General features: G+C 72.1%; 13 protein-coding genes. 3 read left to right on the top strand and 10 right to left on the bottom strand.

Features of this window, described 5'->3' with window-relative positions:
- The 8 genes from AF1_RS19765 to AF1_RS19800 all read right to left on the bottom strand — a co-directional run.
- Window positions 1–467: ribose-5-phosphate isomerase (locus tag AF1_RS19765; protein WP_067801143.1), on the bottom strand; the 467-nt coding region annotated here is incomplete at its 3' end.
- A 43-nt stretch (window positions 468–510) separates the two neighbouring features.
- Complete coding sequence (locus tag AF1_RS35680) at window positions 511–1,476, bottom strand: hypothetical protein (RefSeq protein ID WP_067801145.1); 966 nt, start codon at window positions 1,474–1,476, stop codon at window positions 511–513.
- 45 nt (window positions 1,477–1,521) lie between these two features.
- Window positions 1,522–2,481 carry an ATP-binding protein gene (locus tag AF1_RS19775; protein WP_067801148.1) on the bottom strand — a complete coding sequence of 320 codons (960 nt, stop codon included), beginning with the start codon at window positions 2,479–2,481 and terminating at the stop codon, window positions 1,522–1,524.
- A 116-nt stretch (window positions 2,482–2,597) separates the two neighbouring features.
- Window positions 2,598–3,353 (bottom strand): energy-coupling factor ABC transporter ATP-binding protein, encoded by a 756-nt coding sequence (locus AF1_RS19780; protein WP_084263135.1) that lies wholly within the window; start codon window positions 3,351–3,353, stop codon window positions 2,598–2,600.
- Window positions 3,350–4,114: a cobalt ECF transporter T component CbiQ gene (gene cbiQ, locus AF1_RS19785; protein ID WP_067801151.1), complete on the bottom strand. Its 765-nt coding sequence runs from the start codon at window positions 4,112–4,114 to the stop codon at window positions 3,350–3,352. The genes AF1_RS19780 and cbiQ overlap by 4 nt, the downstream gene beginning before the upstream one ends.
- The gene (locus AF1_RS35920; RefSeq protein ID WP_067801154.1) at window positions 4,114–4,467 is read right to left on the bottom strand and encodes a PDGLE domain-containing protein; all 354 of its coding nucleotides are present in this window, start codon (window positions 4,465–4,467) and stop codon (window positions 4,114–4,116) included. Before AF1_RS35920 ends, cbiQ begins: the two co-directional genes overlap by 1 nt.
- A gap of 13 nt (window positions 4,468–4,480) precedes the next feature.
- Window positions 4,481–5,194, bottom strand: a complete 714-nt coding sequence (locus tag AF1_RS19795; protein WP_067801160.1) for an energy-coupling factor ABC transporter permease — start codon at window positions 5,192–5,194, stop codon at window positions 4,481–4,483.
- Between the two features lie 108 nt (window positions 5,195–5,302).
- The gene (locus AF1_RS19800; RefSeq protein WP_067801164.1) at window positions 5,303–5,920 is read right to left on the bottom strand and encodes a mycothiol-dependent nitroreductase Rv2466c family protein; all 618 of its coding nucleotides are present in this window, start codon (window positions 5,918–5,920) and stop codon (window positions 5,303–5,305) included.
- A gap of 177 nt (window positions 5,921–6,097) precedes the next feature.
- Here AF1_RS19800 and pepN point away from each other — a divergent pair, with 177 nt between their 5' ends.
- Window positions 6,098–8,632: an aminopeptidase N gene (gene pepN / locus AF1_RS19805; RefSeq protein ID WP_067801167.1), complete on the top strand. Its 2,535-nt coding sequence runs from the start codon at window positions 6,098–6,100 to the stop codon at window positions 8,630–8,632.
- Window positions 8,633–8,720: 88 nt separating this feature from the next.
- On the top strand, window positions 8,721–9,719 hold the full coding sequence (locus AF1_RS19810) for a hypothetical protein (RefSeq protein ID WP_067801170.1): 999 nt from the start codon (window positions 8,721–8,723) through the stop codon (window positions 9,717–9,719).
- On the opposite strand, the gene malQ is transcribed toward AF1_RS19810, so the two are convergent.
- On the bottom strand, window positions 9,680–11,692 hold the full coding sequence (gene malQ, locus AF1_RS19815; RefSeq protein ID WP_067801173.1) for a 4-alpha-glucanotransferase: 2,013 nt from the start codon (window positions 11,690–11,692) through the stop codon (window positions 9,680–9,682). The two genes, AF1_RS19810 and malQ, sit on opposite strands and share 40 nt — an antisense overlap.
- A gap of 28 nt (window positions 11,693–11,720) precedes the next feature.
- A complete protein-coding gene (locus AF1_RS19820) occupies window positions 11,721–13,145 on the bottom strand; it encodes an amidase (protein WP_084263136.1) in 1,425 nt (474 codons plus the stop codon).
- A gap of 224 nt (window positions 13,146–13,369) precedes the next feature.
- On the opposite strand from AF1_RS19820, the gene AF1_RS19825 reads away from it, so the two are divergent.
- Entirely contained in the window at window positions 13,370–14,215 is an 846-nt protein-coding gene (locus AF1_RS19825; protein WP_067801179.1) for a nuclease-related domain-containing protein, read from the top strand.
- The last annotated feature ends 180 nt before the right edge of the window (window positions 14,216–14,395 follow it).

Genomic DNA, 14,395 nt, shown 5'->3' on the forward strand with positions numbered 1-14,395 from the left:
TGCGGGAGCGGCGGGAGCTCGCCCGTGTGCTCGTACTCGCTGAGCATCCTGATCCGGCGGGTGTGCCGGGGCTCCTTGGAGTAGGGCGTCGTGATGAACAGCTCCACGAACCGGGTCGCGGTGTCCAGGTCGTGCTGCCGCGCGCCCAGCGCCATGACGTTCGCGTCGTTGTGCTCGCGGGCGAGCGTGGCGGTGTCCTCGCTCCACACCAGCGCGGCGCGGACGCCCCTGACCTTGTTGGCGGCGATCGCCTCGCCGTTGCCGGACCCGCCGATCACGATCCCCAGCGCCCCCGGCTCCGCCACCGTCCGCTGCGCCGCCCGCAGGACGAACGGCGGGTAGTCGTCCACGGCGTCGTACTCGAACGCACCGCAGTCGACGGCCTCGTGCCCGTTCTCCTTCAGCCAGGAGACCAGGTGCTCCTTCAGCTCGAAGCCGGCATGGTCGGATCCAAGAAACACGCGCATGTGCCCGATTGTCGCAGGCCCGCGGACGGCGTGTGCGCGCGGGTCAGCTCTCGCCGGCGTCCCGCTTGCGGTCGATGACCGTCCGGTCGGCGAGGTCGAGGTCATCGTCCGCCGAGTCCTGCGGTGAGTCCTGCGGTGAGTCCTGCGGCGCGTCCTGGGCCGCGTCCTGCGGGGGCTCCTTGGGCTCGGCCTCCGGGGCCTCGTCCTTGTCCTCGGGAGCCGCCGGAGGCACCTGCTCGGGCGGCGGCGCGGACGGCTGCGGCGGGATCGGCGGCGCGGGCTGCTGCGGCGGGTACGGGCCGGGCTGCTGCGGAACGGGCGGGCCGGCCCAGGCGTGCTGCTGCGGCTGTCCCTGCGGCGAAACGTACGGCGGCTGCATCGGCATGCCCGGCTGCATGGGCTGCATCGGCTGCTGGGCCATCGGCTGTCCATAGGGCGGCTGCATCGGCATGCCCGGCTGCTGCGGCGGATACGGGCCGGGCTGCCGGCCGGCCACGCCGCGCGTCCGGGTGATCAGATAGCCCAGCAGCATGCCGAGGCCGGCGAGCCAGCCGTACCCGAGGCCGAAGGACGCCCCGTGGGAGACCGCCTCGAAGACGTTGGGGCCGCCGTTGGGCAGGTCCAGCGCCCAGTTCAGCAGGGCGCCCTGGACGAGGCCGGCCACGCCGCCCGCGACGGTCGTGGCCCACCAGCCGGTCACCAGCGCGCCGAACCCGCCGCGGTTCGGCTCGACGGCGCGGGCGCCCGCCGTCCCGAGCAGGATCAGCAGGACGAAGAACAGCACGGTGGTGAAGTCCAGCGCCACGGTGAACTTCCAGCCGACCGGCCCGCCGGTCAGCCGCCAGTGCGGGAACTGCAGCCACCACAGCGGCGGCGCGAGTCCCTCGTCATAGTGCAGCCCGGTGTCGTTGATCGCGTCGACGACCCATTGGTTGTCGAGGAGGAGCGAGAGAAGGGCGATGGGAAGCACCGCACCGCCCGCCATGACCAGCATCCGCCGCATCGTCATGGCGGGCAGAGTAGTGCCGATCGTTGTCCGCCGGTAGGGGCCGGACTACCCGGCGTAGGCGCCCGCCATGGCGGGCGGGAAGCGGAAGTCCGGATCGACCTGGGCTTCCAGGTCCTCCCCCGCCGCGCGGCTCGCCCAGCTGCGCGCGTTCTTGACGTGGAATTCAACGGCCTGCCGCTGGAACCCGTCCCAGTCCTTGACGCGTCCGTCGACCTCGGCGCGCATGCGGTCGAGGGCGGCGACGTTGCCGTCCTCCAGTTCGATGCCGTGCCGCCCCTGCTCCAGCGCCCGGACGGCGGCGGACTGGCCGAGCCACGTCAGCAGGTCGTCACCGACGTGCTCGCGCAGGTAGGCGACGTCCTCCTCGCTCTGGACCTTGTTGCCGACGACGCGGATGGCGACCTCGTAGTCGCGGGCGTACTCGGTGTACTGCCGGTAGACGCCGACGCCCTTGCGGGTGGGTTCGGCGACCAGGAACATCAGGTCGAACCGCGTGAACAGCCCGGAGGCGAAGGTGTCCGCCCCCGCCGTCATGTCGACGACGACGTACTCCCCCGGACCGTCCACAAGGTGGTTGAGGTAGAGCTCCACCGCGCCGGTCTTGGAGTGGTAGCAGGCCACGCCGAGGTCGTCGTCGTTGAACGGACCGGTGGCGAGCAGCGTGACGCCGTCCACCTCCTGCCCGGCCTCGTGGAACGGGTCGTCGCCGCGGAACCGCAGCAGCCGCGACCCGCGTCCCGGCGGGGTCGTCTTCACCATCGCGGACGCGGACGAGATGCGCGGATTGTCGCCGCGCAGGTACTCCTTGATCTCGGGGAGCCGGCCGCCCAGCGCGGGGATCTCGGCGGCGCGGGCCTCGTCCAGACCGAGGGCCACACCGAGGTGCTGGTTGATGTCGGCGTCGATGGCCACCACCGGCAGTCCGCGCCCGGCCAGGTGCCGGACGAACAGCGACGACAGGGTGGTCTTGCCGCTGCCGCCCTTGCCGACGAACGCAACCTTCACGAATGCCTCATTTCGGATATGAAAACCGTTACCAGTGTCGGGACATCCGAGTCTGGCGAAGGGTGGCCGGCGAGGCAAGCGGAATGGCCGAACAGCCCGTGGATCAGGGCCGTGGATCAGGGGCGGGCTGCGGCGGCCGGGTCGAAGCCGAACGGCAGTTCAAGGCGGTGGGCCGCCAGCAGGTCGGCGTCCATGAGCAGGTCCCGGGTGGGACGGTCCGCCGTGATCACGCCGCCGGACAGGATCACCGAGCGCGGGCACAGCTCCGCCGCGTACGGGAGGTCGTGCGTGACCATCAGGACCGTCACGTCCAGGCTCAGCAGGATCTCGGCCAGCTCACGGCGGCTCGCCGGGTCCAGGTTGGAGGACGGCTCGTCCAGCACGAGGATCTCCGGCTCCATCGCCAGGACGGTGGCGACGGCGACACGGCGGCGCTGCCCGAAGCTGAGGTGCTGCGGCGGGCGGCCCGCGACATGCGCCATGCCGACCCGCTCCAGGGCGTCCATGACGCGGCGGTCCAGTTCGGCGCCGCGCAGCCCGAGGTTGGCGGGCCCGAACGCGACGTCCTCGCGGACGGTCGGCATGAACAGCTGGTCGTCGGGGTCCTGAAAGACGATGCCGACACGGCGGCGGATCTCGCGCAGCGCCTTCTTGTCCTTCGGGTCGACCGCCAGGCCGCCGACCCTGACCTCGCCCAGGCCGCCGTGCAGGATGCCGTTCAGGTGCAGGACGAGCGTGGTCTTCCCGGCGCCGTTCGGCCCGAGCAACGCGACACGCTCACCGCGCTCGATCGTCAGGTCAACGCCGAAGAGGGCCTGTGTGCCGTCCGGATAGCCATACGCGAGGCCCTCCACCTCTAGCGACGGGCTCATGGGGACATCCAGGCAGCCAACGCGACCAGGGCGGCGGCCAAGGGCAGCACGGCGGCGAGCGTCCACTGCATGGCCGTCGCGCCGACGTCGTACAGGACGGGCATGCGGCCGTCGTAGCCGCGGCTCACCATGGCCAGGTGGACGCGTTCGCCGCGCTCGTACGAGCGCAGGAAGAGCGCGCCGACCGACTTGGCGAGCACGCCCGTCGCGCGGATGTCGCGTGCCTCGAAACCACGGGACGCGCGCGCCACCTTCATCCGGCCCAGTTCCGCCGTGACGACGTCGCCGTACCGGAGCATGAACGTGGCGATCTGGGTGATGAGCGACGGCATCCGCAGCCGCTCGATGCCGAGCAGCAGCAGCCGGGGCTCGGTGGTCGCGGCCAGCAGGATCGAGGCGACCACGCCGAGGGTCCCCTTGGCGAGGATGTTCCAGGCGCCCCACAGCCCGCTCTCGCTCAGCCGCAGCCCCAGCACGGTGATCTTCTCGCCCTCCGCGACGAACGGCATGAGGAAGGCGAACGCGACGAACGGCACCTCGATGACGATCCGCCGCGCGACCGTCCGGAACGGCACCCGCGCGGCCACCGTGACGGCCGCGAGCAGCAGCGCGTACACGCCGAACGCCCAGATCCGCTCGCGCGGCGTGGCGACGACCAGCAGCACGAACGCCAGGACGGCGACGAGCTTGCACTGCGGCGGCAGCCGGTGCACCGGTGACGCGCCCGGCAGGTAGAGCCGGTGCGCGTGCCCCGCGCCCATCAGCCCTTCCGCGCCGGCTCGGACGGCGCCCGCTCGTCCCGCCCGGCGGCCTGCTCCGGCTCGGTGCCGCGCCGCCGGACGCCCCAGAACAGCCCGCCGCCGACGAGCAGGACGGCGCCCACGCCGATCACCCCGGACAGCCCGCCGGACAGCCGCGCGTTGCCGACGCCCTTGACCCCGTAGTCACCCAGCGGGGAGTCCTTGAGCGAGTGGTCCTTCTCCTTTGCGCTGATGCCCTTGTCGGCGGCGATCTTCTCCAGCCCGTCGGGGTGGCTGGACGCGTAGTAGCTGACGACCCCGGCGAGGACGAGCGACACGAGCAAGAACCCGGCGAGGAAGCGCTTGGTGGTCATGTGAGTTCCCCTCTCACGCGCGGGACGGCTCGGCGGGGCCGTCCGCCTTCCGCGCGGCGACGCGCAGCTCCAGCGGCTTCATCAGCCCGCGCGCCCCGTACACGAGGTCGGGACGGACGGCGAGCACACTGGACACGGTCGCGGCGGTGATCAGCGCCTCGCCGATGCCGATCAGCACGTGGACGCCGATCATCGCGGTGGCGACCTTGCCGATCGAGACGTCCGCCGTCCCGCCGGCCGCGTAGATGACCGTGAACGCGGCGGCCGCCGCGGGCACCGACACGAGGGCGGCCACGAACGACGCCGCCGCCACCGACGCCCGCGTCTTGGGCAGCATCCGCAGCAGGAGCCGGAACAACCCGTAACCGGCGAGCACCGTGACGAGCGCCATCGTGGTGATGTTGACGCCCAGCGCGGTCAGGCCGCCGTCCGCGAACAGGAGCGCCTGCATGAGCAGGACGACCGAGACGCACAGGACGCCCGTGTAGGGCCCGACGAGGATCGCCGCGAGCGTCCCGCCGAGCAGATGCCCGCTCGTCCCGGCCGCGACCGGGAAGTTGAGCATCTGCGCGGCGAACACGAACGCGGCCGTCAGCCCGGCGAGCGGCGCGGTCCGGTCGTCCAGCTCCCGCCTCGCCCCGCGCAGGGCGATCCCGATCCCGGCCACCGCGACCGCACCGGCCGCGATGGACACCGGGGCATCGATGAATCCGTCCGGTACGTGCACGCCCCACTCACCGTCCTACCTGGATGTATCGGCAGAACCAGTGTGATGCCATATCCTCGTAGTTGCAAGATATTCGCAACAGACGAATGTCACGGAGGGTGAGCAGGCTCAGTCGAAGACCGGGTCGCGGTCGCGAGTGCGCTTCAGCTCGAAGAAGCCGTCCGTCGAGGCCACGGCGACGACGCCGTCCCACAGCTTCGCGGCGGCGTCGCCGCGCGGGATCGGGGACACGACGGGGCCGAAGAACGCGCTGCCCTCGACCTCGATGACGGGGGTGCCGACCTCCTGCCCGACGCGGTCGATGCCGTCCTTGTGGGACGCGCGCACGGCCTCGTCGTAGTCGGTGGAGTCGGCGGCGTCCGCAAGCATCGGGTCCAGGCCGGCCGCGGTCAGCGCCGCCTCGAAGTAGGCCCGGTCGAACTTCTGCCCCTCGTGGTGGCGCCGCGTGCCGAGCTCGGTGTAGAGACGTCCGAGTACCTCGGGGCCGTACTTCTGCTCCGCGGCGATGCACACGCGCACCGGCCCCCAGGACCCCTCAAGGCCACGCCGGTACTCCTCCGGGACGTCCTTGTCCTCGTTGAGAACGGCCAGGCTCATCACGTGCCAGCGCACCCGGATGGGGCGCAGCTTCTCCACTTCCAGGATCCAGCGGGACGTTATCCACGCCCAGGGGCACAGGGGGTCGAACCAAAAGTCCACCGGGGTCGGGGCGTTCTCAGCCAACATCGCCTCCAAGAGCGTGAAACGGGATGCCTGAAGGCGACAACCGGCATGTACCCGCCCCGATTCCCCATGCCGGAAGATGATCGAAGCCGGTGTCAAAGCCCGTGGCGGGCGGACCGGGACGGCGTCCGGTTGGTAGACATGACTTCACCAAGCGAATAAGCCGACCAAGGAGTACATGTGGCAGGCAACCTCACGCGCGACGAGGCGCGGGAACGGGCCCGGCTGCTCACCGTCGAGTCATACGCGGTCGAACTGGACCTCACCACCGGTGAGGAGCGGTTCGGTTCCACCACCGTGGTCAGGTTCGGCAGCGCCGAGGCCGGCGCGTCCACGTTCATCGACCTGCACGACGCCGTCGTGCGGGAGGTGACGCTGAACGGCAAGGCGCTGGACCCCGCCTCCTATGACGCCGAGAAGGGCCGGGTGCCGCTGCCGGACCTGGCCGCGGACAACGAACTGCGGGTCGTGGCCGACTGCGCGTACACGCGGTCGGGCGAGGGCCTGCACCGGTTCGTGGACCCGGTGGACGGCAGCGTGTACCTGTACTCGCAGTTCGAGACGGCGGACGCGCACCGCATGTTCACCTGCTTCGACCAGCCCGACCTGAAGGCGACCTTCGAGTTCACCGTCAGGGCGCCCGGGGACTGGCAGGTCGTCACGAACGAGCCGGCCGAATCCGCCGAGGGCGGGACATGGCACTTCCTGCCGACGCCGCAGATCTCCACCTACATCACCGCGCTCGTCGCCGGGCCGTACCACGTCGTCCGGGACGAGTACCGCCGCGACGACGGCACGGTCATCCCGCTCGGCGTGTTCTGCCGGGCGTCGCTGGCCGAGCACCTCGACGCCGACGCGATCGTGGACGTGACCCGGCAGGGCTTCGCCTACTTCGAGAAGGTCTTCGGGCGCCCGTACCCGTTCACCAAGTACGACCAGCTGTTCGTCCCGGAGTTCAACGCGGGCGCGATGGAGAACGCGGGCGCCGTGACGTTCCTGGAGGACTACGTCTTCCGGTCGCGGGTCACCGACGCCGCCTACGAGCGGCGGGCGGAGACGATCCTGCACGAGATGGCGCACATGTGGTTCGGCGACCTCGTCACCATGCGCTGGTGGGACGACCTGTGGCTGAACGAGTCGTTCGCCACGTACGTGAGCGTCCTGTGCCAGGCCGAGGCCACCAAGTGGACGGGCTCGTGGACGACGTTCGCGAACCTGGAGAAGGCGTGGGCGTACCGGCAGGACCAGTTGCCGTCCACGCACCCGATCTCCGCCGACATTCCCGACATCCGCGCGGTGGAGGTGAACTTCGACGGGATCACCTACGCCAAGGGCGCGTCCGTCCTGAAGCAGCTCGTGGCCTATGTCGGTCTCGACAACTTCCTGGAGGGCGTGCGGCGCTACTTCGACCGGCACGCGTGGGGCAACACCGTCCTGACGGATCTGCTGGGCGCGCTGGAGGAGACGTCCGGGCGCGATCTCGCGTCGTGGTCGAAGGAGTGGCTGGAGACGGCCGGCGTCAACACCATGCGGCCCGAGTACGAGCTGGACGGCGAGGGGAACTTCTCGTCGTTCGCCGTCTTGCAGGAGGCCAAGGCCGACTACCCGACGCTGCGGTCGCACCGCCTCGCGATCGGCCTGTACGACAGGACGGCGGAGGGGCTCGTCCGGCGTGAGCGGGTCGAACTGGACGTGGTGGGCGCCCGGACGGAGGTTCCGCAGCTCGTCGGCCAGAAGCGGCCCGACCTCGTCCTGGTCAACGACGACGACCTCACCTACGCCAAGATCCGGCTGGACGAGCACTCGCAGCGCACCCTGATCGAGAGCATCGGCGACGTCAGGGAGAGCCTGGCGCGCGCGCTGTGCTGGTCGGCGGCGTGGGACATGACGCGCGACGCGGAGATGGCCACGCGCGACTACATCCGGCTGGTCGCGAAGGGCATCCGCGGCGTCACCGACATCTCGGTCACCCAGACGCTGCTGCGGCAGGCGCGCACCGCGATCCAGCAGTACGCGGACCCGGCCTGGCGCGAGGAGGGCCTCGCGCTGCTCGCCGACACGCTGTCGGGGCTGGCGCGCGAGGCCGAGCCCGGCTCGGACCTCCAGCTCGCCTACACGCAGGCGTTCGCCGCGTCCGCCGTGAGCGAGGAGCACCTGGCGTTCGTCCAGGCCCTGCTGGACGGCTCGCAGGTCCTCGACGGCCTCACGGTCGACACCGACCTGCGCTGGGCGCTGCTGCGCCGCCTGGTCGTCACCGGGCGGGCGGGCGAGGCCGAGATCGACGCCGAGCACGAGCGGGACCGCACCGCGGCCGGCGAGCGGCACGCCGCCGCCTGCAGGGCCGCGATCCCGACCGCGGAGGCCAAGGCCGCCGCGTGGGAGCGGATCGTGTCCGGCGACCTGCCCAACGCGGTGTACCGGGCGACGCTCGGCGGCTTCGTGGAGCCCGACCAGGCCGAGCTGCTGCCGCCCTACGTCGACCGCTACTTCGCCGAGGTCGGGCGGATCTGGAAGGAGTGGTCGAGCGACATGTCGCAGACGTTCGCCGAGGTCGCCTACCCCTTCCTGGTGATCGAGCAGTCCACGATCGACCGGACCGAGTCCTACATCGCCGAGCAGAACCCGCCGGCGGCGCTGGCCCGGCTGCTGTCGGAGGGACGCGACGGCGTCGCCCGCGCGCTGCGCGCCCGCGCGAAGGACGCCGCGTCGGCCTGATCCGGCCTGACCGCCCCTGTCCCCGGCCCCCGTGACCGTGGGATCGTTGCACGGTCACGGGGAGGGGGCGGCCACGGGGAGGGACGGTATGGAAACGGCTCATGACGTGCTGATGGCGCTCGCGCGGCGGTACGCGTTCGGGGATCTGGCGGCGCTGATCACGCAGGGCACCCTGGCCGCGGACGGCCGCCCGGCGCGGATCGCGGCGCTGTGCGCGTTCGGGCAGCGCGTCCTGGACCTGGACGCCGAGGACTTCGGCATGCCGGAGGACGCCGGGGAGGTCCCGCGCGACCTGCTCGACCGGGCCCGCGCCAGCCGGATGCCGCAGACACCGTGGGAACGGCCGCGCGGCGCCCTCGCGAGCCTGCGTCCCGCCTACTCCCTCCTGCTGGAGGTCATCGCGATCCGCTGGCATCGCCGCGACATGGCCGCGCTGGTCGCCGCCGTCCACATCGCCGCCGAATACCTGCCGATGCTGGCCTGGGAGCCCGTCCTCGGCCACGCCGGCGATCCCGCGCTGATCGGCGCGTCGGTGTGCGGGGAGGGCAGCCGGTTCGGCGTTCCCGTGGAGCCCGGCTCGGCCCGGATGTGCGACCACACGCGGGCGGAACGTTCCGCCTGCGAGCGGACGCTCCGCGTCGCGAAGGAACCGGGGCCGGGCTGGCGCGCCTACCTGGACCGGCAGCACAGCCAGGTCGCGTCCGCACTCGGCGACTGCGCGGCCCGCTGCCGGACGCCGTGCACGGTCATGACCCGCCTGGACGGCCTCGTCCGCGCCGACCTGTCCGACCGCTGCAGGCTCGCCTGCGACTTCACCGACGGCGCCCTCGTCAAGCTCCGCCATGCGGCGCCCGTCGGGCACGGGTTCGGCGTCCCGTCCCCCGAAGAGGTGCAGACGGCGTGGAAGCGGGCGCTGAGGTCGCTGTCCCGCCACCCGCTCGGCCATAAGGCGCTGGCGGGCGCCGACGACGACCCCTACCCCCTGCGGGGCCTGCCCGCGCTCTTTTCGGCCATCGCCGGGGCCGATCTGCATCCCGACACGCTGCTTCAGGACGTGACCGAGCGCATCGCGTCCACCCTCGCCTGAAGGTCCTCCAGGAGGACGGGACGTCCTTCGGCGTCGGCGAGCGGGACGCGCCAGTTCGGGTACTCGTCGATGGTCCCGGGCTGGTTCTGGGTGCGGCGTTCGCCGACGGCGTCGGTGAGAGAGATGCCCCTGAGCCGGGCCGGGGTGCGGGCCAAGAAGGTGTGCAACGCCGTCACGATCTGCTCGTCATAGGTGGTCGCGCCCTCCGCGAGCGCCTGCATGACCTCGTCGGGCGGGGCCGCCAGCAGTTTTTCGTCGTGCAGGAGGGCCAGCCAGTCGTTGAGCTGACGGCGGTGGTCGTTCTCCTCTTCGGAGCGGGGACGGGCCAGCAGGCCGAGACGGTCACGGAGGGCGATGTGGTCGCCGTGGACGAATCCGGTGATCGGCGGCATGTCGTGGGTGCCGACCGTGGCGAGCGACAGTTCCCGCCACTGGGCCGCGGGCTTGGGGCGTCCCTTTGCGTCGCGTTCGAACCAGAGGAGGGACGTGCCGAGGATGCCGCGGTCGGCCAACCGGTCGTGGAACTCGGCTTCCACGGTGCCAAGGTCCTCGCCGACCACGACGGCGTCCGCACGTTCGGCCTCCCAGGCGAGGCAGCCGAGAAGCGCGTCCCGGTCGTAGCGGACGTAGCAGCCGTCGGCCGGGGAACCGCCCTCGGGCACCCACCACAGCCGCGACACCTGCATGGCGTGGTCCAGGCGCAGGCCGCCCGCGTGCCGGAGCACGGCGGCGAGCATCTCCCGGAACGGGGCGTAGGCGGCGCCCGCGAGGCGCCGCGGGTGCCAGGGCGGCTGCCCCCAGTCCTGGCCGCGCTGGTTGAACTCGTCCGGCGGCGCCCCGACGCTCATGCCGGGCGCGAACAGGTCCCGGTAGATCCAGGTGTCGGCGCTGCCGTGCGCGACCCCGACCGCCAGGTCGTGGACGATCCCGACCGGCATCCCGGCGTCGCGGGCGGCCCGCTGCGCGGCCGTCAGCTGGCCGTCCAGGCGCCATTGCAGCCAGGAGTGGAAGTCCACGCGGCCGGCGAGCCGGGCGGCCTCGTCCGCGACGGCCCGGCTCCCGGCGTCGCGCAGTTCGGCGGGCCAGCGCCGCCAGTCCGGGCCGTGCTTCTCGGTGAGCGCGCACCAGGTGGCGAACGCGGTGAGGTCGCCTCCCTCGCGGGCGCGGAACGCATCGAGCCCGCGCTGCGCCTCGGGGCCGCGCGGCAGCCGGTGCAGGGATTCGAGGGCCTGGAGCTTGGCCGTCCACACCGCGTCCCGGTCCAGGGCGCCGCCGGGGACGCGCAGCGGCTCGGCGAGGGCGGCGAGCCGGTCGCGGTCGCCGGGCGGCAGCGCCGCGTACTCGGGCAGGTCCTCGACGCGCAGGTAGATCGGCGCGGCGAAGCGGCGGCTCGTCGGCGAGTACGGCGACGCCGTCACCGGCGGGACGGGTTCGGCCGCGTGCAGCGGGTTGATCAGCGTGAACCCGGCGCCCAGCTCGCGCGCGCTCCACGACGCGAAGTCGGCGAGGTCGCGCAGGTCCCCGAGACCCCAGGACGCACGGGAGCGCACCGAGTACAGCTGGGCGGTGAACCCCCATCCGCGCTCCGGCGTGCGGAGCCTGCGCGGGGCGACCAGCAGCGGCGTGCTCCGCGACCCGGCGCGCAGGCGGTGCCAGCCGAGCGGGAGTTCGGCCGTCGCCGGGAGGGTCCGCCCGGTCGCGAGTTCGACGGCCGCGTCCTCCGGGAGGGCATTCGGGAGGACGGCCGGGAGGACGTCGCCGCGGCGGATGACGACGACCGGCGGGAGCCCCGGCTCCCGGGCACGGTCCAGTTCCGCCCGGACGGCGGCCGGGGTGGAGGCGTCCACCCCGAGCGCCGACAGTACGGCGACCAGCGTGTCCGGTGCGACGGCCACCTTCCGCCCGCGCCAGTCGGTGTACCGGGCCGCGGCCCCGTGCCGCTCGGCCAGCCTGATCAGTTCGTCGTCGCCCACGCCCGCACCATGCCCGGTGCGGGCGGGGTCACGCCGTCCAGATCTGCGGCTTGCGGCCGATCCAGGGGCGCGCCTCCTCCAGCTGCGCGGACAGCGAGATGAGCGTGCCCTCGCCGCCGAGACGCCCGGCGAGCATGACCCCGATCGGCAGCCCGTCATCGTTCCAATGCAGCGGAACGTTCACAGCGGGCTGCCCCGAAACGTTGTACACCGCCGTGAACGGGGTGAAGTGCGTCTGGCGCCGGAAGTTCTCCTCCGGCTCCTGGCCGTGGAAGTAGCCGACGGGGACGGGCGGCATCGCGAGCGTCGGATGCAGGATCGCGTCGAACTCGTCCATCACGGGGAACGCCGCACGCAGCGCCCCCTGCAGCGCGGCCTGCGCCTGGAGCAGCTGCGGCGCGGTAGTGGCCTCGCCCAGGCCGCGGAGCCAGCGGGTCAGCGGCTGCAGGAGGTGCTCGTCCTCCTGCGGGACGGGGGTCATCGTCGCCATCACGCCCCAGAGGGTCGCGAAGTGCGGGAGCAGATCGGAGCCGAGCACCGGCGGCAGCTCCACGATCTCGTGGCCCAGTTCCTCCAGGAGCGCCGACGCCTCCTCGTAGGCGGCGACACAGTCCGGGTGGACCTCGACACCGGGCACCGGAGGCTCCGCGCTCCGCGCGATCCGCAGCCGGCCCGGCGCCCGGTCGGCGTAGGACGAGAACGGTTCACCGGCCTGGGGCGCCCTGTACAGGTCTCCGGGCATGGGACCGGACATCACGTCCAGCAGCAGGGCCGCGTCGCGGACGGTCCGGGCGATCGGCCCGTTCGTGGCCAGCCCGAACAGGTCGGGGAAGATCGGGCCCTGCGAGACGCGGCCGCGGGTCGGCTTGATCCCGAACAGCCCGCACGCGCTGCTCGGGATGCGGATCGAGCCGCCGCCGTCGCTGCCCTGCGCGACCGGCGCCAGCCCGGACGCGACCGCCGCCGCGGCGCCGCCGCTGGAACCGCCCGCCGACCTGGACAGGTCCCAGGGCGTCCGGGCCGGGGGCGCAACGTCACTCTCCGTGTAGCAAGGCAGCCCGAACTCGGGTGTCGTCGTCTTGCCGATGAGCACAGATCCCGCTTGCGCCAGCTTTGACACGACATGGTCGTCCGCGAACCCGGTCAGTTCGGAGAAGGCGGACGAGCCGCAGGTCATCCGGACCCCGTGCACCATGTTCAGGTCCTTGATCGGGACCGGGACGCCGTGCAGCGGCGGCAGGTCCGCCGGGTCGGCCGCGCCCAGCACCGCCTTCTCGGCCTGCCGCGCCTCCTCCAGAGCCCGCTCGGCGGTGACCGTCACATAGGCACCGACCTGCGGGTTCAGCCGTTCGATGCGGTCCAGGTAGTGCTCGGCGAGCTCGACCGGAGATACTTCCCCGGTGCGGACGGCGGCGGCCATCCGGGTGGCGCTGAGGTCATGGGTTCGTGTCACAAACCGGAACGCTAGACGCCATGTACACGGGTATCCAAAAGGACAGGGACACTGCGGGGGGAAGGGAGAAGAGTATCGGTGTACCCCTCCGTACCGTAAGTTACCCACTGTCCTGATGGCAACAAAACTATTAACCCTGCATGACTAGTCGCCGACCGGCCGGATGATTACTCTGCGCACGGAGGATCATGCCCCCGATAGGAAAGGAATACGGAGCGTCACTTATGGCGATCACGGAGCGGGGCAACACGCAGGGATCCGGGGGCCGGCCCCAGGCCGAATCCGAGGAGACGCGGGCGGACGAGGCACGGCCGGAGGAAACACGTGAGCACCATCACCCGGCGCCGTTGAAGGAACGGCCCGACGAGCGCGCCGCGGCCGCGCTCGACGACCCCCAGGTACGCCGGTGGCTGTGGCGCGCCGGCGCGGCCGTCGCCGCGGGCATCGCCGTCACGCTCGTGACCGGCTGGCGGCTCGGGCTCGCCGTGGCCGTCCTGGTGGTCATCGGCGACGTCGTCCGGACGTCCCGCAGGAGTTCCTCCGTCACCGCCTGGCAGAAGTCCTCGGCCGCCGAACGGCGCACCGAGCGGCAACTGAGGTCCCTGGAGCGCAACGGGTACCTCGTGCTGCACGCGCGGGCCGTTCCCCGAGACGACGAGGGCGTCAGCGACGGGCGGATCGACCACCTGGTGATCGGGCCGAGCGGCGTCTACGCCATCGACTCCGAGAAGTGGGACAAGCGTCTCCCCGTGCGCACCATGTCCCACCTCAAGCTCTTCCACGGCCCCTTCAACAAGAAGGACCGGCTGGACGAGGCGCGCTGGGAGGCCCAGATGGCGAGCAGCATCCTCGCCGAACGTGTGGGCTTCGACGTGCCCGTGCAGCCCTCCGTGGCCATCTACGGCCCGTCCATCCCGTGGAAGGTCATGCGGGTGCGGGACGTCGACGTCTACGCGGGCAACCGGGCGCGCGCGTACCTGCGCCGCCGCCCGAAGATCCTCACCGACAGCGACGTGCAGCGCATCTTCCAGGCGGCCGAGAAGGCCCTGCCGCCGAAGTACCCCGACTGAGTCACCGCGAGGGCCGCGGGCGGTCTGCTTCCCCGGGCCGCCCACCCGAAGGCTCAACGACGAGCCCCGGCAGCGCCGGTGTCCGCCCCCCGGAGACCGGCGCTTTTTCCATGCCCTCCCGGCGGTTGGTAGCATCGAGGGTCACCGGCCGGCCCATGCGCGACCTCCGCAGCGCCGGCG

Source organism: Actinomadura formosensis NBRC 14204 (assembly GCF_001552155.1).
Lineage (GTDB): Bacteria > Actinomycetota > Actinomycetes > Streptosporangiales > Streptosporangiaceae > Spirillospora > Spirillospora formosensis.